The following is a 22,497-nucleotide window of genomic DNA, read 5'->3' on the forward strand; positions in this document are numbered from 1 at the left end:
CTTGTTAGATTCCACAATAAATTAACTTTATCGTGTAAAACAATGTTGTAAATCCATACATGACAAAGTGCTTTTTATAAATGACAAACGGTTTAACGATAATGACTTAGATGACAAGTACATAGATTTAAAGGCCTAACTTTTGTAACAATTTACTTTCGTCATAAAACTCGGTAAGTTCGTCACTTATATTTTGAAGTTTTCGTACTAATCTACAAAACTGAGCTTTTTTAGTAGGGACTCTTATGCAAACTCTGTTTTGTCTTTTGCCAGTTTTGGCCGCCGTGTTGATTGAATCTCATATTCGTTTTATGACTTTTCATTCTCAAAGTGCGAGCGACATCATTGGTATTTTCCTACAATTATCAATTGAAACTCTCCCTCTCTATTTATCCCACGTTCTAATATGTCAAAAAAACGATTTAAAGTCGGGTTACCTAATAAAACTTAAACGCCATTCCATGCTGTTTTGGTTAGTTGGCTTCATCATTTATCCAGCCTTTTTATTAAGCTTTGGAAGTCAGCCGTTTTCAAACTTTACGATATTTCAAACCCCATTATTTAGTGTGCAAGGTTGGCTAATAGCCATGGTGTTTAGTGTGATTTGGATACTAACGCTCCAAAGGCAAAAGGCTACAAGTAGCAAGTTCTCAAAGTGGCTATCATGGTGCTTTTCATTAAATGCCTTGGTCAGCTTAGGGATTATAGTGTGGGCGGTAATAATGGCCGGTGTTTTAAATAGCAACGAAAACCCTATGGAAAATCAACCATTAACGCCGCTTATTGATATAGGCGTTAATTTAAACTCGCCAATGCAATTTATATTTTACCTTTGGCAATTTTTGTTTTTGGGAGGACTTGTTGGGTCGATATACTTGATGAATCGATATTGGTTTATTCGCCGTTTTTTAGCAGAACATGGTGTATTGGCTTTTTTGATGGTGAGCATATGTTGTTTGGTTATCGTTACTCCATTATTTTCGTATTTGGGCTTGTTGATTCCATTGAACCAGTATGAATTCACACTAATACCGTCTGCAGATCATAATCCTTTTGAGATAACGAATTATCACTTTATGGTTATTGTTCTTGCTATTTCAACACCTGTTATATTGGCATTTGAGCGTCAACAACAACAACTTAACCTGAGCAAAATTGAATCGTCAAAACGACTAACTGAATTGAAGTTGTTACAGCAGCAAATTAACCCGCACTTTTTGTTTAATACTTTAAATAACTTGTATGCACTGACCTTAGCTAAGTCTGAAAAATCGCCAGATATGGTGATGCAGTTATCTAATTTGCTCAGATATACAGTATACGAAGGGCAAAACGATACGGTGAAAGTTAAACAAGAAGTTGAATACTTAAAGGACTTTATTGCACTGCAAAAGATCAGGCTATCGGATGAAACGCTATTGTCGGTGCAATGGCCGTTTGAAAATCAAGACTCAAAGAGCGACTCTCAATCTGTTATTCCACCACTGTTGCTTATAAATATTGTTGAAAATGCCTTTAAATACGCAGGAAAAGGGGCGAGCAACAAATCCATCATTAATATAAAGTTAAGTTGTGATAATAAAAAGCTTGTTCTTTTTTGCGAAAACACCTTTGATTTAACAAACACAAACACAAACATGGCGAAAAAAACAAACTTAGCTTGTGAGAATATTGATAAGAGCAACTGCGCTGAAAATACTGGGGTGGGTCTTGAAAACTTAAAACGTCGTTTAAGCTTGTTATACCCAAATGGACACTCGCTAGTATCTGAGCAAAAGTACAACCTTTGGCAAACAACACTGACCATAGAGTTAGATAAGTTAAATGCAAATTTGGAATCTAACCTCGATAGGGACGTTGTTTAATATGACTATTAAAGCCATTTTGGTTGACGATGAGCCACTCGCACATGATGTTGTTTTACATCACTTAAAGCAGCATGGGGATGTAGAAGTATTAGCTCAGTTTTATCATCCAGCGGATGCGCTTGCTTGGTTAGCCAATAACAGTGCTGATTTGTTATTTTTGGACATAAACATGCCTGCTTTAAATGGCATTGAATTACTAAAAGTATTAGCCAATCGCCCGCAGGTAGTCATTATAAGTGCCTATCAAGAATACGCTGTTGATGGTTTTGAATTAGACGTCACTGATTACTTAGTTAAGCCTGTATCGGCTGAAAGACTTGCCAATGGACTTAAAAAGGTGAGAGATAGGATTACATTATCAAACCTAACTTATAGTGATAACAGTAACCAAGAAAACACGCAGGAAATTCACGCTGGTACAAACGAAGTAATATCGAACATTGTTTTGAAGGTAGACCGTGAGTTGAGGCGTTTTGAGCTGTCTGACATTACCTACTTTGAAGCTTACGGCAATTACGTAAAAGTCTGGCAAGGAAACCAAGCTACACTCGTTAACTCAACACTTAAAGGCATTTTAGAAATGCTACCTCCGACACAGTTTAGTAAAATTCATAAGTCATATATTGTCGCAAATGACTGTGTTGTGGGGTTAGATCCTGAACACGTTACGCTTTTAAATGAAGTTAAACTAAAAATTGGTAAAAGTTACAAGGCGGAAGCGAAACGTATCTTTGCTTAAATACGACTATTTAAAACACAAACAATCCTGAAAAACCGCATGATGAACTAAAACTAAGGCTTATATTGTTGGCGTGTTTAAGGCTTTGCGTTAAAGTAAACAAAACTATAAAAATATCAATCTGTGGCAGGTTTTTCTGCTTCGTTTGAAAAGGGAACATAATGAAAAATAAAAAACTAATGTTAAGCGGGGCGATTTTGTCTAGCGTTCTTTTAAGTGGTTGTAATGTGACTGATGAATCTTCAGACGCTAAATCGGCAGTTAAAAAAGTGGCCGTATCTGAAAACTACACACCTGTAGTGTATCCACCTACTGTAAAAGGTGATGTTGTAGATAACTATTTTGGAACAGACGTCGCTGATCCATATCGTTGGTTAGAAGACGACATGAGTGCAGAAACCGCGTTATGGGTTAAAGCACAAAACAAAACGACTTATAGTTATTTAGATTCAATTCCTTACCGCGCTAAAATTGAAAAGCAATTAGGCGAGTTATTAGATTATGAAAAAGTGGGCATGCCATTTGTAGAAGGCGACTACACTTATTTTTATAAAAATGACGGGCTTCAAAACCAAAGCGTTTTATACCGTAAAAAAGGTGATGGCGAAGCTGAAGTATTCTTAGACCCTAACTCGTTTAGCGAAGACGGCACTGTTTCTATGTCGAGCATCGTATTCTCTGAAGATGGCTCTTACGCTGTTTATCTTATTTCAGAAGGCGGTAGTGACTGGCGCAAAGCGAAAATCATTAATACAAAAACTAAAAAGTTAGTTGGTAATGATCTTGTCGATCTTAAATTTAGTGGTATTTCTTGGGTAGGGAATTCAGGTTTTTATTACTCTAGTTACGACAAGCCAAAAGGCAGTGAGCTTTCAGCAAAAACAGACCAGCACAAACTTTATTTTCATACTTTAGGCACGTCACAAGCCGCTGATAAGTTAGTTTATGGCGGTACAGAAGCTGAAAAACATAGATATGTTGGCGCGAGTGTAACGAGCGACGGTCGTTACTTATTAGTATCAGCATCAGTTTCTACTTATGGCAACAAGTTGTTAATTAAAGATTTAAGTCGTCCTAATTCAAAACTAAAATCGGTAGTTGATGATACAAAATCTGACATTGGTTTATTAGCAAACAAAGGTAAATCAATTTTACTTTTAACAGACAGAGACGCACCTAATAAACGAGTTGTTAAAGTAGATGCAAACAACCCATCGCCAGCAAACTGGGTTGATGTAATCCCTGAAACGGAAAACGTATTGTCAGTTTCTAAAGGCGGCGGTTACATCTTTGCTCGATACATGAAAGATGCGACGTCTTTAATCCAGCAGTTTGACCTTAAAGGCAACAAAGTAAGAGACATCGCGCTTCCTGAAGTAGGCAGTGCAGGTGGTTTCTATGGTAAAGACAACCAATCAAAAGTTTATTATTCGTTTAGTAACTACAAAACGCCACGCACTATTTTCTCTCTAGATGTTAAGTCTGGTAAATCAGAAGTTTATAACAAGTCTGCTGTGAAATTTAATAGCGATAATTACGAGTCTAAACAGGTATTTTATACGTCAAAAGACGGCACTAAAGTTCCTATGATTATTACCCATAAAAAGGGTCTTAAACTAGACGGTTCTAATCCAACTATTTTATATGGTTACGGTGGTTTTAATGTAAGTTTGCAACCTGGCTTTAGTTCAACACGCGCAGCTTGGCTTCAACTTGGCGGTGTTTACGCTGTTGCCAACCTTCGTGGTGGCGGTGAATACGGTAAGAAGTGGCATGATGCTGGTACTCAAATGCAAAAACAAAATGTATTTGATGACTTCATTGGCGCTGCTGAATACTTAATCGAAAGTAAAATTACGTCGTCAGAAAAGTTAGCAGCTATGGGTGGCTCAAATGGCGGCCTTCTTGTTGGTGCAGTAATGACGCAACGCCCAGAGTTGTTTAAAGTTGCATTACCGGCAGTTGGTGTTTTAGACATGCTTAGATACCACACATTTACAGCCGGTGCTGGTTGGGCATACGACTATGGCCGTTCAGATGACAACGCAGAAATGTTTAATTATTTGTTAGGTTACTCGCCAGTTCATAACGTGAAAAAAGGCGTAGAATACCCAGCAACAATGGTAACAACAGGTGATCACGATGACCGCGTTGTTCCAGCTCACTCGTTTAAATTTGCTGCTGAGCTTCAAGCTAAACAAGCAGGTAAAAACCCTGTTTTAATTCGTATTGAAACGGATGCTGGTCATGGCGCAGGTACACCAGTTAGCAAAACAATTAAACAGTACGCCGACATCTTTGGCTTTACCCTTTATAATATGGGCGTCAAAGAAATCTAGACTGTCGTAAGTTAGGTCTGAATAAACTTGGCTGGTTCAATACGGCCAAGTGCAAATATGACGGACTAATATGGCAAAATAATAGGGTGCGTTCACTTTGTTATTTTGCCTTTATTTTTTTTGTAGCTGTGGTTCCGGTTTAAACCCTAAAGTAAGTTTAAGTTCTGTGTAACGTAAGGTAAAAGCAATTTAATGTTGTACCATATTTTAGGAGCCTTAAGTTCAGCCTTGTTCTTGTTAACTTGGTACGGATTATATAAACAGTTAGCGGCCATCGACGCTAAAAAACAAACCAATCAAGTCTCTACCCAAAACCTTTCTATCAATCAGTTTGCCTCTAGCTTTTTCGCCTTTTATGCCAATTTTATATTTGGAATCGCAATTGACCCTTTTAATCATTATTTAGTCTGGACGCGTTTTGGCGCATTACTTCTATTGGTGGTGATTTTATTTAGAGTATTTCAGGAACGAAGAGGGGTATTAAGCTCAGTAGTCTTTATGTCTACTTTGCTAGCGTTTATTGGTGGAATAATTTCAATAGCTTTTAGACCATTCCCGGATATCGCAAAACTCGCGACGGATGCTCTAATGCTCATTGTAACTGTGGTGCTTGTGCAGGGAACCTTGCATCAATATTGGTTACTTCATAAGTCTAAGTCCATAGGTAACCTGTCTTTTACGCTTATCCAAAGTATCCTCATCAAAGACATTAGTACACTTATGTTTGCCTTAACTATGCCGTTTGCTATTGCGTGGCCACTTTTAGTATTAAATGGCAGCAGTGTGATTGCGAGAGGTACTTTGCTACTTAAAATGAGACTCATCCAAAACGCCTAAGGTTTTTCCCTATATTTGGGATTATTTTTTGACAATGCCATTGGTTAGTTCTATTCGTTACATTATTCATAAAAAGAACTGTATTCAGAAAAGGAACCTGCTTTGGATAAACCTCCCTCATTACATTTAGAAAAACTCGAGCTACCGATGGATCAAAAGGCGTTTTATTTACAAACGCTTATCGAGTTAAATGGGGTGTTAGAAGATCTTATCGGCGAATCTGAAAGTGGTGCTTTTTTAAACCATGTAGCACAAAAAATTGCTAACCTTTTTTTATCCCTATACCAGGATGGTACAGAAAAAAGACAGTTCACTCCTCATCAATTAGCAGAAGTGTTGGTTGACTTAAAAAGGCGCGTAGGTGGGCAGTTTTCAATAGTTGATGTCTCAAAAAGTCGTATATTACTGTGCAATACACGTTGTCCATTTGGTGACTTGGTTATAGGTAGGCCGTCAATGTGTCAAATGACGTCAACCGTATTTGGGAAAATCGTCGCTGACAGTAATGGCTATGCGGGCGTAAATATAGATAAGTCTATAGCCGCTGGCGATAACCATTGCGTAATAGAAATACTATTAGAGCCTGAAAGCAGTGGGACTTCATCATATAGGGAATACTTCAGTGATTCACACTAGCTCATTCGATTTAGAAGAACACTTGAATTCCGAGAGCATTTTAGCGGATATTACTGAAGGCGCGGCCATTGTGTCGTTAGACGGATGGGTAGAGCGTTACAACGCAAATGCGAAAACAGCCTTAAAGCAACTCGGCGAAAAATATCATCTTAGTGAAATAGTGACTGAAATTTCACGATTTAAAAGCTTTGCTGGAATAAAGAAGCAAGCCCTTTCGATGAGTGGACTACAGGTTTGTAGACTGAAAAATATTGATGACGAAAATGAATATTTGACCTATTTTTCTTCACTCAGATCAAGAGTGAATAATAAAGTTGTTGCTATATTGCTGCAGTTTGACTTTAAATTATCTAGATACAATCAAGTTTTACAAAAACACGCTATTGAACTAAACGAGCATGCAAGATTAATAAGGAAGTATCAATCCGATGGCATTCATGATCCTCTAACAGGTCTGAAAAACAGACGTTATATGGATGAGTATTTAGTAAGTCAATGTGAGTTAAACAATCGACACCAAGTACCAGCTACCTTAGCTATAGTAGATATTGATTTTTTTAAGAAGGTCAATGATACCTACGGACATCATGTAGGAGATCAAGTAATACGCGCTGTCTCAGATGAGTTATTAGGAAGAGCTAGGGAGTCAGACGTTGTTTGTCGTTGGGGCGGGGAGGAGTTTTGCTTATTCTTGAATCATGTAGATGGCAAACCAGCAGAAAAAGTACTAAATCAAATTAGGGAAAATATTAAAGGTATAAAGGTTGATGTAGGCGGGCAGGACCTCTCTATTACAGCAAGTATCGGGGCCGCTGCGCTCATTAAAGATGAAAAGGTTAGTGAATTATTTGAACGCGCAGATCATGCTTTATATAAAGCAAAAGACAATGGCAGAAATAAGGTTGTCTATTACTAATAACTTTAAAGCGGCACATATCACAGCCATTGTTTTTATTTCTTCCTATGGTCTACGTTGATTGATATAATTCAAACGAACAGCGAGCTTTCTTGGCTCGTTTTTTATTGGGAGAATTAAAAGTTAAGTCTCCTTCATAAGATGTGCTGTTTCACGGAGCGAGAATGATCCTTCCCAAGGATAGGGCCAGTCTATTGGATCATTAGTTATCTCGGAGTTTCACATGATAGATGTCATTTTTGACGTTATCGGTATGTCTGGTACTTTTTTAGTAGTAGGCGCTTTTTTTCTTTTACAGTTAGACAAAGTTAACCCGTCAGGTTTGGGCTACAATATGATGAACCTAACAGGTGCAATTTTACTGCTTATTAGCCTTTGCTATAACTTTAATTTAGCCAGTTTTGTGATTGAGTTATTTTGGATTGCAGCGTCTATAATTGGTTTGTATAAGTACTACAAGAAAAAGCCAGAAAAGGCAGGTGTTTAGTAAGTTTTTTCTAAGCGCTGTAAAATTTGAATTTAAAATGAAGGTGAGTATGTGGCTCACCTTTTTTATACGCGTAGGAAAATAAAATTGAAAACATTGTTTATTGCGCTAATAACTTTAACATCGCATTTTACAGCGGGTACAGCGTTAAAAGAAAAGCAACAAGCCTTAATGAATCCAGCGGTACAGGTTCAATCATTACAAAGCCAAACTGAAGCTAACCATGCTAAGCATCATTCTTATATGGGTAGTCATGGAATGGCGGTTGTTTTTGGTGAAAATAAAACATTGATAGCGCATCATATGCCACTTTTTTATTTTCCACATGATTATCAGGTGGTTTATAAAATTAAAGTTAACTCAAATTCGGACTTTGAAAAGCTACTCGCTTTGAGTTCTAAACCGCTTGTTACTATTCTTCCAGATAATTTTTATTTGTTAAAACTCATTAATAAAACTCGCTTTTCAGTAAAGGCCAAAGTTTATGATGGTCATTTTGAACGAGGCGGAACGCCGTTGTTTGATACTAACGTTTTGTTTGAAAAAGCCTTATACGTTGAACCAATTGTTACCAAAGACCAGCTAACAAATTCAATTATGACTTTTGATTTAGTATCGATAGAAAATAACCATAATCTTTTAGCGATTAAAAAAATAATTGAAAAGCCTTCTTTTGACGCATTAACTTGGGTCGCTAAAACTCGAGCGGAAAAAGCAAAGTCGATCACATGTTCTCATGTTGAAACTGGGCCCGTATTAGAGACTGTTCAAATTTTAAATGAAATTTCGACTTGTTTAGGTACTACACCGGTTTATTTAGAAACTGCCGACTTTAAGTGATCAAAATAGTCCAACGCTCAGTATCAACACCATTAATTTTATGAGGTTCTATTATGCTTAATATGGATTTTTCAGAACGACTTGTTATTGAAACTGAAAAAGTAGATTGGATAAAAAGTCCTGCGGCTGGCGTTTGGCGAAAACCACTAGAACGAGAGGCTAAAGAGTCTGGGCATACCACAAGCATTGTGAAGTATGATGCAGGTGCCTCTTTTTCAACACACACTCATCCATTTGGCGAAGAGATATTTGTGCTTGAAGGCGTTTTCTCAGATGAAAATGGCGATTACCCCGCGGGAACGTATATTCGAAACCCACCTAATAGTCATCACGCACCATTTAGCAAAGAAGGTTGTGTAATTCTTGTAAAGCTTAATCAATTTGATAAGCGTGACTTAACCGATGTAAAACTAAATACCAATGTGACACCTTGGTTACAAGGACACGGCGGATTGCAGGTAATGCCTCTGCATGACTTTGAACATGAACACGTTGCTCTGGTTAAATGGCCGGCCAATGAAGTATTTAATCCGCACCGTCATTTTGGCGGAGAAGAGATTTTAGTGCTATCTGGTTGCTTCTGCGACGAAAACGGTGAGTACCCAACAGGCACTTGGATCAGAAACCCGCACATGAGTGAACACACTCCTTTTGTTCGTAACGAAACCGTCATACTAGTAAAAACTGGACATCTCCCACTGGCGCTTTAAGTCCACTCTTAACGCAGGCTCAAGCCCAGAGCTAAACCTAGAACGAAACTCAGGCCTAAACTCGAAACCAAACCCAGACCTAAGCCCAGAAAAAAAGGATTTAAGCTGGGCTGGTTGTCAGGTCATCATTTTTTAATAGTGCGGTCATATAGCGGTAACAGTTTTCTTTCAAGTTATACCCAAATCTAAAATTCACTTGAAAGGAAATAATAAAATGAAACAGGCTAAATCTTTAATTATGGTAGCGCTGATCGCAGCGCTAACTGGCTGTGATCTTGATGGTAGCAATGGTGAAAACGGCGTAAGTGGAACAAACGGTACTAATGGCATTGATGGCGTAAACGGCGTTAATGGTGAAGCTGGGAAAGACGCTCCAACATCGTTGACTTCAACTTTAGTCGCTAGAGCTGTTTTAAATGCAAATTCGCCAGAGGGCGCGGCGGAAATTGTTGCCTTTCAAAAGTCGACTAAATGGATTTATGCCATTAACAGCTCCGTATCACCGGCAGTGGTGGAAATTTTAGACACTAATGGCCTCGATCCAAACGCACTTTCCAAAGATGCCGAAGGTGTGGTTACTAATACCAACCTTAATTCAGCGATAACTGTTAATCTCAGTGACACAGCGAGCCTAAATGGCGATGCAAACAGTATTGCCGTAGATGACGTTAATGAATTGTTAGCGGTTGCTGTCGCTTCAGGAACGGCTGGTGTTAATGGACATATTGCGTTTTATGATATTTCTGGCGCAGCGCCTGCGTTCATTAAAAATGTAGAGGTTGGTGACTTGCCAGATAATGTTGCCTTCACTCACGATGGCGCAAAAGTTATTGTTGCCAATGAAGGTGAACCTTCCAGTGACTACACCATTGATCCAGAAGGCACTATTTCTATCATAAATATCCTTGATGGCGTTCCTGCAGATGTTGCAACAATGATTTCACTCATAGGTTTTAATGATCAACAAGAAGCGTTAGAGGCGCAGGGCGCTAAGTTTTCGAATCCAACGGGTCAGACTATAAAAGGTGAAGTGAGAGCTTACACTGTGGCGCAAGATCTAGAGCCAGAATATGTTGCAGTATCTGAAGATAATTCAACAGCTTTTGTTTCGTTGCAAGAGAATAATGCTTTAGCCATCGTTGATTTGTCGGACAATAGCGTTCAAGTTATTGGCTTAGGATTTAAAGATTGGAGCCAATATAAACTGGATGTTTCTGATAAAGACGAAGGCGTAAACTTAAAGTCCTACGATAATTTATACGGCATGTACCAGCCTGACACCATTGCTTCATTTAACTGGCAAGGTGCAAACTTTATAGTGTCGGCGAATGAAGGCGATGGCAGAGAGTATATTGCATTTGAGCGAGACGCAGCTGAAGATGAAGGTAAAAATGAGTGTGAAACAGACTTCCCTGATGGCATTTACGATTGGGATGATGGTGAGGAAGTGTGTATTGCTTATACGGACGAGTCACGTGTTAAAGACTTAGAGGACTTTGCGCCTGTTACTGCAGAATTAGATGCTTATGTTTCGGAGCAGGGTGGTAAAGACGGTTTAGGACGATTGCTTGTTACCAACGCTTTAGGCAAAAATGCCGACGGGGAATATGAAAAGCTATACGCCTATGGCGCTCGTTCATTTACTATTTGGGACCAAAATGGTTTAGTGGTATTTGACTCGGGTGACGAAATTGCTCGAATTACTGCCTCTATTCACGGAGAGTCATTTAATAATGATGAAGATGAGAATACAGGTGATACTCGCTCAGATGCTAAAGGAGCTGAACCAGAAGCTCTAACCTTAGGTAAAATTGGTGAGCAAACTTATGCGTTTATTGGCTTAGAAAGAATGGGTGGAATATTAGCGTACGATATTAGCAATCCATATAACGTTAAATTTGTTGATTACTTTTATAACAGAGGTCTGACGGAAGGCGCTGATATTACTGGTGACTTAGCACCAGAAGGCATGAAGTTTGTTGCAGCTGGTGACAGCCCAACAGGTGAAGCCTTGCTAATTGTTGGTAATGAAATATCTGGCTCAGTAGCCGTGTGGCAAATAGAGCAAAAGTAAGTTTTTAATTGAGGTAAACGCGACGACATTGTTACGTTTGCCTCAAAACCAAACTAAGTTAATATCCGACTTGCCTAAAAATTAGCGCGCGATGCAAGCCTCAACATCATGTTACTTAGGCTGATACTTCTCAATAAAGTCTTCGCAATTACCTTGATAAGCCGAATCCATCAGGTGAGCAATTTTCCAGTCACTGTCTTGCTGAATAACATGAATAGAATTAACGCCGCAGTGGCTGATATTGCCGTTAAAATAGAAAACAAAATAAGTCCAGATATTGGCCATGTTGCCAAAGGTCTCTATGCGGTAATCAATAATTTGCTCGTCCATATAGTCTTTTTTTCGCTTAGCGATGCTACTGGCAAACATTGATATATTGGTATCTTTAAGTTGCCCAGTTTGCTTCGCTCTAACTAACGTTGCTCCTTTTACAAATGCGTTGGCGATTTTTTCTGCATTGTGTTCTCGCATACCATCAAATAACTGCTGAACAGGTTGATATTGAGGTTCAGCATTTGTTTGGGCTTTAACCGCCACGTTTTTTGAAGCTAATTCAGCTGAAGTAAATAGAGCTAGCGCGAATAAAAATGACATAATATCCCTTGTAGACCTTTCATTTTTATAGAAAGGTTTTGACGAATTTAAGCAGTATTCTTTTTTAAATCCAGAAGTAAAATAAACAGTAGCAATTAATTAGCAATTAATTAGCGATGACTAGGTTTTAGCTTTAGGGGCGTCAAATGAATAAGATACTTGTAATAAATTCTTCAATTAATGGTGAGAACGGTAACTCTACTATGCTTGTGAGTGAGTTTGTAGAAAAACTTAATAAAGCACAAACTAACCTTAAATTTACTAACCGAGATTTAACCCAACCAGAAATTCCTCACCTAACTTCCAATGAGCTCAGTTCTTGGGTGGTGGTTTCTGATGAAAGAGATGAAGCACAGCAAAAGCTTGCTGGTTTATCAGATGGCTTAATTGAAGAACTTAAAAGCCATGATACTTTGATTATTGGAATGCCAATGTATAACTTTGGTATTCCATCAACCTTCAAGTCTTGGATAGACAGAGTAGCTAGAGCGGGCATAACATTTAAATATACTGACCAAGGGCCTAAAGGTTTATTGACTAATAAAAAGGTATATATAGTTGCAGCCAGAGGTGGTGTATATCAAGGCACACCTGCGGATACGCAAACACAATATTTAAAAGATGTGTTGGCGTTTATTGGTTTAACAGACGTCACATTCATTTACGCAGAAGGCTTAAACATGCCTAATAAAGAACAAGGGTTAGCTTCTGCTAGAAAGGAAATCGACTCTATAGTTCACGAGTTTTAAATTTAATTGCAATTAAAGTAAGCATTGAATATGGTTGCATCCATCAAAGTAGGGAAGTAACCATATGTATCAACATTTATATCAAGCCTTTTTAAATGCAAGGCCAAACGTTCAACACTTTGCTTGTCACAGCCATCATTATTGGCCTGATGTAACCCGCAATGCGATGTTGGAGTATTGGGACGATACAGCGAAAATGGCGGATGATAAATGGGACTACATTTTTTCGACAAAAATGCCTCAGACTCAAGCATTGATAGCCAATGCATTAAACGTATCAAAACCCGAGCGTATTGTATTTGCACCAAACACACATGAGTTATTAGTACGCATACACTCAACGTTTGCAGCTCAAAAGAAAGTAAAAATACTGACAACGGATAGCGAGTTTTATTCATTTCAGCGACAGTCTGAGCGTTGGCTGCAAAGTGACATGGTTGAGTTAGTAAAAGTGCCAACGTTACCATTTGAGTCATTTGAACAACGTTTTGCAGAGGCTGCACAAGCACAGCAGTTTGATTGGATTTTTGTAAGTCAGGTGTTTTTCAACTCTGGGCTTGCCATTCAGGATCTCAGCGCTTTTATCCAAACGTTACCTAAAGAGCCACTTATCACTATTGATGGTTATCATGGCTTTTTTGCTATTCCAACAGATTTAAGTGAGCTGGAACATCAAGTTTTTTATCTTTCTGGTAGTTACAAATATGCACAAGGTGGCGAAGGCGCGTGTTTTGCTGTTATCCCAGACGGTAATTATGAACCAATTTATACAGGCTGGTTTGCTGAGTTTGGTGACTTGCATCACAGGCAAGTAGGGCAGGTTGGTTATGCTCAAAATGGTCAGCAATTTGCTGGGGCTACAATGGATATGTCGGCAATGTATCGATTGCACGCCAGTTTAGACTTATTTGAGAAGGAAGGTTTATCGGTAGACGTTATTCATGACTATGTAAAACGTTGTCAGTTAGCCTTTTTAAATCACCTAGAAAATTTGAATCACCCACTTTTAAACACAAGTAACTTGATGGAGCAGCATTTACTCGAGCCTTCTAATGCAACTTTGTCTTTATCAGATACCGGTTTACATGGTCACTTTTTAACATTTAAATTAGCAGAAAACGACGTTGCGACATTAGCTAAACAATTGAGTGAACATGGTGTAAAAACAGACTTCAGAGGCGATAGATTAAGATTTGGTTTCGCTATTTATCATAATCCGCTAGACTATGACCTGTCATGTCTGTCGGCAAACAAATAACAGCAAAAGAGTGTAAGTAACTAAAATATCATGGTTTTGACGCAAAAAGTTGTACTCGCATTAACATTACTGGTTGTCCTATTAGGTCAACCTTTTAGTGTTGCGTCAATGCCAATGAGTAATTGCACTCACATGAGTAACAACTCTCATAGTGCCCATACTCTCATGATCGCAGAGCATAATACTTTAGATGGGACCGAGTCATCTAACAACCAACAACATCCCAACATGTCTCACGCTATGATGGATAGCGACAGTAATGAAATGATGGACTGTTGTGACGCAAAGTGCGAATGCCCACAAAATAGTTGTCACAACGCCAGTTACCTGCTGAATTCTTTACGAGTTATAAAACGTCTATACAGCTCTTATCGCGTAGACAGTTTATTGGATAATACCGCTATCGCCCACATCAAAGGTCTATACCGCCCACCGATGACTGCCTAACCTAGGGTAGATCTGTCTTTTACCGCCAGTTTAAGCGCGGCATTTTAATATTTTGGCCTTTAGGCCGTTAAAATTTCAGTGGAGAACACTGTGAATATTCAATTTAGCTTTGCTAAAAATAAGCACAAAATAATTGTATTTTGCCTATTCCTATTGGTATCCCATAGGGGCTATACAAATGATAACGTTAAAACGAAAGCTGATGAACAACGTTGGACACCTGCGCTCACGTTGCAACAAGTAATGACGATGGCCGTAGACAATGATTATTTATTAAAACAGCATCAATATCATCAACAAGCTGAACTGCACTTGGCTAAAGCTGCCTTGAGTTATGACAATCCCAAAGTGTCGTTAAGTATTTTAAATTTGCCAACCGATACTTGGTCGTTGAATCAAGAGGCCATGACGCAGTTAAAAGTGGGAGTATCGCAATCAATTCCGCGAGGCGACTCGTTAGAGCTGAAGGAAGTTGTGCATGGGTTAAGTGCGCAACAGCACGAAATGCTGGAAATCAATCAGGTAGCGCTGTTAAATCTAAGGGTACTTAATCTTTGGTTTGACTACCACTTACTAGATAAAAAAATTGCGGTTGTTAATACAAATAAAACGACCTTAGATCAACTGTTAAATACAATAACCAGTCGATACCAAACGACCGTTAAGGGGTCGCGTCAACAAGATTATCTTGCGATGAAACTGAAACGGTTGGCGTTGATAGATCAAAATTTGAAATTGAATGCAGATCTTTCTGCCTTGACTAGCCAACTAAATGGGTTAATTGGTCGCAGTGGTGAATCAACAATAAAGTTATCGCCCTTTAGAACTCAAGGTTATCCTGAGCTTGAAAGCTTAGTTGATGAACATGGATTACATAAGCTGGTTTGGAATGAACAAACATTATCCAAAAAGGTCGATCGTCACCCACTTGTTTTAAATCAAGAGTTCCAAGTACAACGCGCAGCATCCAATGTTGAATTAGTGAAGCAACAATACAAACCACAATGGAACGTTAACGCCAGTTATGCATTCAGGGATAGCAATGAAAGCCACCTAACGCGATCTGACTTTTTTTCTGTTGGATTGACATTTGACGTTCCTCTTTTTTCAACCAATAAACAAGACCGTATGGTTCACGCTGAAAAGTCTGTTGTAGAAGCAAATAGAACCAAGTATTTGCTGAGCATACAAAATCTAACAAATGAACTTACCGCTCAGTGGCAAAAGTTACAGCGGTTAAACGAAAGACACACTCTTTATCAGCAGTCACTGATGCTTGTTTCTTCTCAACAACGCGAAGCGTTAATGCTTGATTACAGCAATGATACGGGAGAGTTACTATCAGTATTAGATGCTCGAATAGCGGAAAATAATATTAAGCTTTCTGCCTTTGAAGTTGAAATTGAAAGGCTAAAAACATTAGCAAAAATACAATATTTATTAGCTGGAGAAAAGTCATGAGCCGTTTAAACCAAGGTAAGCTAGTATCTGCCAGCTCACTTGTCTTTATAAGTTTAGTGAGCGCCCTGATAGGTGCTTTTATGTTTGCATACTTCTTTAGCGTAGAGCACAACACAATGCCAACTGAAGAGGCCGCTAATAAAGAGGAAAAAGTAGGCACTAATGAACCTCTATATTGGGTTGCGCCAATGGATGACAACTATCGACGCAATAAACCAGGTAAGTCGCCAATGGGCATGGATTTAGTACCGGTTTATGCAAAACCTGACTCGTCTAAAGGCTTGGTCAGAATATCGTCTTCAGTAATAAACAATTTAGGTATAAAAAAAGCTCAAGTAATAAAAGGACCGCTAGTTAAAGAAATTAAAGCATTAGGACTAGTCAAATTTAATGAAGATACAATGACTCATATTCATCCTCGAGTAGAAGGGTGGATTGAATCACTTTATGTAACCACGAATGGGCAAGCCGTAAAAAAAGGGCAACCGCTATATCAACTTTATTCGCCTCAATTAGTGAATGCGCAGCAAGAATTTTTATTGGCACAACAACAAAACAACACAAGATTAGTAGAGGCTGCTCGAACAAGGTTATTGGCTTTAAACTTTAATGAAGGTGCAATAGAAAAGTTAACGCAAGAACAAAAAGCACAGCAATATGTCACGTTTTATGCGCCTATGGACGGAGTAGTTGATGGGCTTCAGGTTCAGAGTGGTTTTTATGTTAGGCCCGGGACAACGTTAATGCGTCTAGCGCAATTGGATGAAGTCTGGGTTGAAGCAGAAATATACGCAGTGGATACAGAACGGGTCAAAGTGGGACAATATGTTGCAGTTTCTGTGGATTATGAGCCTGGACGAATTTGGCGCGGACAAATAGATTTTATATACCCGACATTAAACAAAAAAACAAAAAAGTTTGACGGTTAGAGTAAAGCTGAGCAATAAGATGGGCTTTTTAAAACCGAACATGTACGCAACGGTAAACGTAGACCTTGAAGACAAGGAACAAAGGATTTTGGTACCAAAATCTGCCGTAATCAGAACCGGATCGCAAAATCGCGTTGTATTGGCCGTGGCTGATGAACAGTTTAAATCGGTCGAAGTTTTGCTCGGCCAACAAAATCAACAATACATAGAGGTTTTATTTGGACTAGAACCGCACGATATTGTGGTTGTATCAGGTCAATTTCTGATTGATTCAGAGTCAAGCAAGTCGTCAGACTTTGAACGAATGGTACCTGTATCTAAGGGTAAACCAGAAAGCGTTATGGAAATGGAGTTGGGTGATGATTAAACAGATTATTCATTGGTCAATCAACAACCGACCGCTTGTTTTATTAATGGCCTTATTTATTGTAGCGTCAGGGCTATATTCAATTAAACATACAGCAGTAGACGCCATTCCAGACCTGTCTGACGTACAAGTCATTGTAAAAACAAGCTATCCGGGACAATCCCCGCAAGTGGTTCAAAACCAAGTTACTTTCCCAATTACAAGTGCCATGCTGGCAGTACCAGGTGCGAAAACGGTAAGAGGTTTTTCGTTTTTTGGTGACTCCTTCGTTTACATTATTTTTGATGATAAAACCGATTTGTATTGGGCTCGTTCTCGTGTGTTGGAGTATTTATCTCAAGTTGCTGCTGAATTGCCTGCTACCGCAACTTCTCAATTGGGGCCGGACGCCACTGGTGTCGGTTGGGTTTATCAATACGCTTTAGTGGATAAAACAGGTACGCGTGATCTTGCAGAGTTGACGTCAATACAAAACTGGTTTTTAAAGTACGAATTGCAGAGTGTTGCGGGTGTATCTGAAGTAGCAACTGTTGGTGGCATGGTAAAACAATACCAAGTTGAGATAACACCGGAAAAGTTAGATGCTTACAATATTCCTTTGAGCCACATCATTAGGGCGTTAAAACAAGGAAACCAAGAAGTAGGTGCGTCGGTCATAGAAATGGCGGAAGCAGAATATATGATCACCGCTTCTGGGTATATAAAACAGCGCTCTGACATAGAAAAAATGCCACTTGGAGTTCAAGTTCAAGGCGTACCTATTTTAATAAGAGATGTGGCTGAGGTTATCGAAGTGCCACTGATGAGACGCGGAGTTGCGGAGTTAAATGGCAATGGCGAGGTGGTTGGTGGCATTATTGTAATGCGATCAGGTGAAAACGCACAGCAAACTATAAGTGCGGTAAAAGAGCGTATTTCAACGCTATCCAAAGGTTTACCCCCTGGCGTAGAGATTGTTACCGTTTATGACCGCTCTAAATTAATAGGCTCTGCAGTAGACAATCTTTCATCTAAATTGCTCGAAGAATTTTTTGTTGTTGCACTAGTATGTGTCGTATTTTTATTCCATGTTAAATCTTCATTAGTGGCAATTATTAGTTTGCCTATCGGAATATTAGTTGCGTTTTCAATTATGCATTGGCAGGGGATTAACGCCAATATTATGTCTCTAGGAGGGATTGCTATTGCAATAGGGGCCATGATTGATGGCGCAATTGTTATGGTTGAGAACCTACATAAACACATGGAAAAAACACCAATTACGTCAGAAAATCGATGGCAAGTAGTTGCAGAGTCCGCTTCAGAGGTGGGGCCCGCATTATTCTTTAGCTTACTCATCATTACGGTTTCTTTTATTCCCGTTTTCACGTTAGAGGCTCAAGAGGGGCGCTTATTTTCACCATTAGCTTATACAAAAACTTATGCTATGGCTGCCTCAGCGGCCTTGGCGATTACTTTAGTACCAGTATTAATGGGCTACTTTGTACGAGGTAAGATTAAACCTGAACATAAAAATCCAATAAATAGTGTTTTGAGTAAGTTGTACAAGCCTATATTGGGTCGTGTATTAAGCTACCCCAAAGCCACAATTTTAGTGGCTTGTCTTGCAATGGCTTTTGGACTTTGGCCGATGGCTAAAATTGGTTCAGAGTTTATGCCAGAGCTCAACGAGGGAGATTTGATGTACATGCCTACCATGCATTCTGGTCTATCGATTGGCAAAGCAAGAGAAGTTTTGCAGCAAACTGATCGGCTTATAAAGTCGGTGCCAGAAGTTGAAACCGTTTTTGGAAAAGTAGGTAGGGCCGAAACTGCAACTGATCCTGCCCCATTAACAATGATCGAAACCATTATTCAGTTTAAGCCTAAGCATCAGTGGCGAGAGGGTATATCAATGGACGACATTAAAAAAGAGCTGGCTGATAAGCTAAACCTACCAGGCATAACCAATGCTTGGGTAATGCCAATAAAAACAAGAATCGACATGCTGGCTACCGGAATTAAAACCCCAGTAGGGATAAAAATTGCAGGAAATAGTTTTGCTGAAATAGAGTCTGTTGGTAAACAGCTTGAACAAACGTTACTAGAAGTCGATGGCACAACGTCGGTATATGCAGAACGGGTTTCTGGTGGAAGATATATCGATATATCAATAGATAGGGTTAAGGCTGCAAGATATAATTTAAACATCGCTCAGGTCCATGAAACTCTCGCTTTTGCAGTGGGTGGGAAGGTTGTTACTTATAGTGTTGAAGGGCAAGAAAGATATCCGGTTAATGTTCGTTTACAACAATCGTATAGAGACTCACCAGAAGCGTTAATGTCATTACCAATTTTGTCAGAACAGAACGTTTTGTTGGGGGATATTGCAACCATAACGCTAACTGACGGCCCAGCTGGAATAAAAAGTGAGAATGCCCGCATTAACGGTTGGGTTTATGTTGATATTGACGGCGTGGATTTAGGGCAGTACGTTGAAAATGCTAAAGTACATGTTTCCGAAAAAGTGGAGTTGCCAGCTGGCGTTTCAATGACTTGGGCAGGACAATATGAATATATGTTAAGAGCACAGCAAAAGTTAATGTATGTTGCGCCAATGACCCTTGCCATTATCTTACTGTTACTTTATTTGAATTTTAAGTCTTGGTTTGAGGTCAGCGTAATAATGTTAACTATTCCATTTTCCCTCACTGGTGGCGTTTGGTTTATGTACTTTAATAATTATGAGTTCTCCGTCGCATCGGCGGTGGGTTTTATAGCCTTGGCCGGGGTTGCAGTTGAGATTGGCGTTATTATGTTGATGTATTTAAATAAAAATATGAACCAGAGTAATAAACTAACGAATAGCCAAATTAAGTGGAATATTATTCAAAGTGCTTCGGCGAGACTCAGACCCGTCATAATGACTGCAACTGCAATTATACTGGGGTTATTGCCAATTTATTTAAGTGAAGGAACTGGTTCTGAAATTATGACCCGAATAGCAGCGCCAATGATTGGTGGGATGACATCTACCGTAATTCTGACATTATTGGTTTTACCTTGTATTTATATGATTAAATTTTCTTCGTCTGTAGAAGGAGAGAAGTATGACAAATAGACAGACTCTATAAGGTTTTGTTTCTCTAACGGAAAAAATTACAATGCTTTTGGCTGGGGGCTATATGTTGTTTCTAATGCAAAAACGAAACATTTTTGCAAAAAATAGCATAGACAGTTAAAGTCCCTGCCAAATAAAAAGTATAAACGCGTTATCAGGAGCGAGACATGCCTAAGGCAAGTGATGTAAAAAAGAATGCTGCAATTGAACACAATGGCCGAGTAGTATTAATAAAAGATATTGAACGTTCAGTACCACAAGGTCGAGCAGGCGGCAGTCTATATAGAATGCGTATGTACGATGTAGTAACTGGTGCCAAAATTGATGAAACGTTTAAAGATTCAGACATGTTAAACACAGCTGACTTTTCGCGTCGTAATGTTATGTTTTCGTACACAGATGGTGATGAATATGTCTTTATGGATAATGAAGACTATACGCCTTATCACTTAAACAAAGAGACCATTGAAGAGCAATTACAGTTTATCAATGAAGAGACTCAAGGCCTACAAGTACTGATCATTGCTGACGTTGCAGCGACGGTTGAAGTACCGATGACTGTAGAGCTAGAAATAACCGAAACAGCGCCAGCTCTTAAAGGTGGTTCAGCTACAGCGCGTACTAAACCAGCTACGTTAACTACAGGTGTTGTAGTGCAAGTTCCAGAGCATATCTCAACGGGTGATCGCATTAAGATTAATACTGAAGAGCTAAAGTTTGTAAGCCGGGCATAATGCTTACAGGCTTGTTTAACAACAAACCTTACTTGCACGGTTAGCACAAAGCGTTAACTAAAAGCATTAAAGTCAAAAACAGCCTGTTTGATATAGAGAATATTTAGCGTTGCTAATTACTCTTTATTGGACGGGCTTTTTTCTCTTCAATTTACAATTTTTGTAATTTGCATTGTCCAAAATTTCAATTCTAGTCTAGTGTAAATATTGATAGAACAAAGATGTTGTGTTGATAAAGTATGGAGTTGGAATGTCACTTGAATCTTCTGAACTAATTAATTTATATAGCGAAACCGTATTTTGTTTTACTGGAGAAGCGAGCGAAATACCAAACCCTTGTGCCATCATTACAGCCTATAATCCAAAAAGTAAGTTGTTCAGTGATAAACATAACAAAACCGCTAATGATGCGTTAGAACAAGACATATCAGAGGTTTATTATTTACCCGTAGACGGAGCATCAATAGATAAAACCCATCAAGAGCCTAGTTTTATGGTGCAAATTTCAAAACCAGCTGCAGTAGGATTAGCTGAAAAATATAATCAAAATGCAATTTATTGGCTAGAAGGAGATGATTTACATATTGTTCCGGTTTTAATGGAAGGCGATGAAATCTCTATCGGTTCATTTCAGCGTCGAGTTCAGTCTAATGATTACTGACAAATTGGGTCAATCATTATCTAGTTACTAATTAAAAAGAAAGCTAATTAAAAGTAATATAATAGAAAAGTAAGTTAATTATTCAGTTTTGGCACTTGATGCGCCTTTCAAAATAAATTTAACCATCAAAACGGTTTCTTCAGTGGTTTTCTTTAAATCTGATTCAGGGGAGTTTAACGCAATACCACCCATGGCGAATACTAATTGAGTGACGGCTTTAGCAACAACTAGAGTTTCATCCGTTTGATAACGCTTCGATATTGCATTAGCTTTTTCTAAATCCGTTTGTAACTCATGAGCAAAAAAGTCTAATTGCTTTTTTATAGCATCTTGAAAATCACCAGACCCAACGGTGCCCTCACGTAACAAAATAGGTAAGGTTGAACCAGGTTTTGACATTTCATTAAAAAAACATTCAACAGACACTCGAACTACAGAACGTTCATTAATGATAAGCGTTCTGGCATCACGAATGATTGTTCTTAAGTGTTTACCGGCTAATTCTATAATTGCGATGTTTAACGCTTCAACATCTTTAAAGTGACGATAGAAGCTATTTGGAGCAATACCCGCTTCTCTTGTTACTTCACGCAAACTTAAAGAAGAAATACTACGATGCGGACCCACTAAATTGAGGGCTGCACTAATTATTTCTTGGCTATTTATTGAGGCTTTTCTTCCAACTGTTTTCACATTCAAACTATCTTAATTGGATAATATTAGTATTTTTCCACACTAGCGCCAAAGATAC

Annotated in this window: 21 protein-coding genes; 19 read left to right on the forward strand and 2 right to left on the reverse strand. The window is 38.8% G+C overall.

What is annotated here, in order from left to right; all coding sequences use genetic code 11:
* Positions 1-245: 245 nt before the first annotated feature.
* From ABD009_RS07830 to ABD009_RS07875, 10 genes are all read left to right on the forward strand, one after another.
* A complete protein-coding gene (locus ABD009_RS07830; RefSeq protein ID WP_343824260.1) occupies positions 246-1,865 on the forward strand; it encodes a sensor histidine kinase in 1,620 nt (539 codons plus the stop codon).
* A 1-nt stretch (position 1,866) separates the two neighbouring features.
* Positions 1,867-2,607 carry a LytR/AlgR family response regulator transcription factor gene (locus ABD009_RS07835; protein ID WP_343824262.1) on the forward strand — a complete coding sequence of 247 codons (741 nt, stop codon included), beginning with the start codon at positions 1,867-1,869 and terminating at the stop codon, positions 2,605-2,607.
* A 179-nt stretch (positions 2,608-2,786) separates the two neighbouring features.
* Positions 2,787-4,946: a prolyl oligopeptidase family serine peptidase gene (locus ABD009_RS07840; protein ID WP_343824417.1), complete on the forward strand. Its 2,160-nt coding sequence runs from the start codon at positions 2,787-2,789 to the stop codon at positions 4,944-4,946.
* 192 nt (positions 4,947-5,138) lie between these two features.
* Complete coding sequence (locus ABD009_RS07845) at positions 5,139-5,783, forward strand: hypothetical protein (RefSeq protein WP_155693742.1); 645 nt, start codon at positions 5,139-5,141, stop codon at positions 5,781-5,783.
* Between the two features lie 102 nt (positions 5,784-5,885).
* Complete coding sequence (locus ABD009_RS07850; protein ID WP_343824265.1) at positions 5,886-6,419, forward strand: methanogen output domain 1-containing protein; 534 nt, start codon at positions 5,886-5,888, stop codon at positions 6,417-6,419.
* The gene (locus tag ABD009_RS07855) at positions 6,406-7,335 is read left to right on the forward strand and encodes a GGDEF domain-containing protein (protein ID WP_343824267.1); all 930 of its coding nucleotides are present in this window, start codon (positions 6,406-6,408) and stop codon (positions 7,333-7,335) included. The genes ABD009_RS07850 and ABD009_RS07855 overlap by 14 nt, the downstream gene beginning before the upstream one ends.
* A 223-nt stretch (positions 7,336-7,558) precedes the next feature.
* Complete coding sequence (locus ABD009_RS07860) at positions 7,559-7,822, forward strand: CBU_0592 family membrane protein (RefSeq protein ID WP_155693736.1); 264 nt, start codon at positions 7,559-7,561, stop codon at positions 7,820-7,822.
* An 87-nt stretch (positions 7,823-7,909) separates the two neighbouring features.
* Positions 7,910-8,662 carry a hypothetical protein gene (locus tag ABD009_RS07865; RefSeq protein WP_343824269.1) on the forward strand — a complete coding sequence of 251 codons (753 nt, stop codon included), beginning with the start codon at positions 7,910-7,912 and terminating at the stop codon, positions 8,660-8,662.
* A gap of 53 nt (positions 8,663-8,715) precedes the next feature.
* Positions 8,716-9,372, forward strand: coding sequence for a cupin domain-containing protein (locus ABD009_RS07870; protein ID WP_343824271.1), 657 nt, complete (start codon positions 8,716-8,718; stop codon positions 9,370-9,372).
* A gap of 214 nt (positions 9,373-9,586) precedes the next feature.
* Positions 9,587-11,446, forward strand: a complete 1,860-nt coding sequence (locus tag ABD009_RS07875) for a choice-of-anchor I family protein (protein WP_343824273.1) — start codon at positions 9,587-9,589, stop codon at positions 11,444-11,446.
* Positions 11,447-11,557: 111 nt separating this feature from the next.
* On the opposite strand, the gene ABD009_RS07880 is transcribed toward ABD009_RS07875, so the two are convergent.
* Positions 11,558-12,040, reverse strand: coding sequence for a nuclear transport factor 2 family protein (locus ABD009_RS07880; protein ID WP_343824275.1), 483 nt, complete (start codon positions 12,038-12,040; stop codon positions 11,558-11,560).
* 146 nt (positions 12,041-12,186) lie between these two features.
* Here ABD009_RS07880 and ABD009_RS07885 point away from each other — a divergent pair, with 146 nt between their 5' ends.
* The 9 genes from ABD009_RS07885 (at position 12,187) to ABD009_RS07925 (ending at position 21,746) form a co-directional block, all read left to right on the forward strand.
* Positions 12,187-12,789 (forward strand): FMN-dependent NADH-azoreductase, encoded by a 603-nt coding sequence (locus tag ABD009_RS07885; protein WP_343824277.1) that lies wholly within the window; start codon positions 12,187-12,189, stop codon positions 12,787-12,789.
* Positions 12,790-12,853: 64 nt separating this feature from the next.
* Positions 12,854-14,047, forward strand: a complete 1,194-nt coding sequence (locus ABD009_RS07890) for an aminotransferase class V-fold PLP-dependent enzyme (RefSeq protein ID WP_343824279.1) — start codon at positions 12,854-12,856, stop codon at positions 14,045-14,047.
* A gap of 132 nt (positions 14,048-14,179) precedes the next feature.
* On the forward strand, positions 14,180-14,494 hold the full coding sequence (locus ABD009_RS07895; protein WP_343824281.1) for a hypothetical protein: 315 nt from the start codon (positions 14,180-14,182) through the stop codon (positions 14,492-14,494).
* A 90-nt stretch (positions 14,495-14,584) separates the two neighbouring features.
* Positions 14,585-15,955 carry a TolC family protein gene (locus tag ABD009_RS07900; RefSeq protein WP_343824283.1) on the forward strand — a complete coding sequence of 457 codons (1,371 nt, stop codon included), beginning with the start codon at positions 14,585-14,587 and terminating at the stop codon, positions 15,953-15,955.
* Positions 15,952-16,884, forward strand: coding sequence for a heavy metal-binding domain-containing protein (locus ABD009_RS07905; RefSeq protein WP_343824285.1), 933 nt, complete (start codon positions 15,952-15,954; stop codon positions 16,882-16,884). The genes ABD009_RS07900 and ABD009_RS07905 overlap by 4 nt, the downstream gene beginning before the upstream one ends.
* A 19-nt stretch (positions 16,885-16,903) precedes the next feature.
* Positions 16,904-17,251, forward strand: coding sequence for a permuted SH3 domain-containing protein (locus ABD009_RS07910; protein WP_343824287.1), 348 nt, complete (start codon positions 16,904-16,906; stop codon positions 17,249-17,251).
* Positions 17,244-20,351 carry an efflux RND transporter permease subunit gene (locus ABD009_RS07915; RefSeq protein WP_343824289.1) on the forward strand — a complete coding sequence of 1,036 codons (3,108 nt, stop codon included), beginning with the start codon at positions 17,244-17,246 and terminating at the stop codon, positions 20,349-20,351. The genes ABD009_RS07910 and ABD009_RS07915 overlap by 8 nt, the downstream gene beginning before the upstream one ends.
* A 167-nt stretch (positions 20,352-20,518) precedes the next feature.
* Positions 20,519-21,085 carry an elongation factor P-like protein EfpL gene (gene efpL, locus ABD009_RS07920; protein WP_343824291.1) on the forward strand — a complete coding sequence of 189 codons (567 nt, stop codon included), beginning with the start codon at positions 20,519-20,521 and terminating at the stop codon, positions 21,083-21,085.
* 250 nt (positions 21,086-21,335) lie between these two features.
* Positions 21,336-21,746, forward strand: coding sequence for a DUF3293 domain-containing protein (locus ABD009_RS07925; protein WP_155693712.1), 411 nt, complete (start codon positions 21,336-21,338; stop codon positions 21,744-21,746).
* A 78-nt stretch (positions 21,747-21,824) separates the two neighbouring features.
* Here ABD009_RS07925 and fabR read toward each other — a convergent pair whose 3' ends face one another.
* Positions 21,825-22,439 (reverse strand): HTH-type transcriptional repressor FabR, encoded by a 615-nt coding sequence (fabR, locus tag ABD009_RS07930; RefSeq protein ID WP_343824294.1) that lies wholly within the window; start codon positions 22,437-22,439, stop codon positions 21,825-21,827.
* Positions 22,440-22,497: the final 58 nt, after the last annotated feature.

It is taken from the genome of Psychrosphaera haliotis (assembly GCF_039523615.1).
GTDB lineage: Bacteria > Pseudomonadota > Gammaproteobacteria > Enterobacterales > Alteromonadaceae > Psychrosphaera > Psychrosphaera haliotis.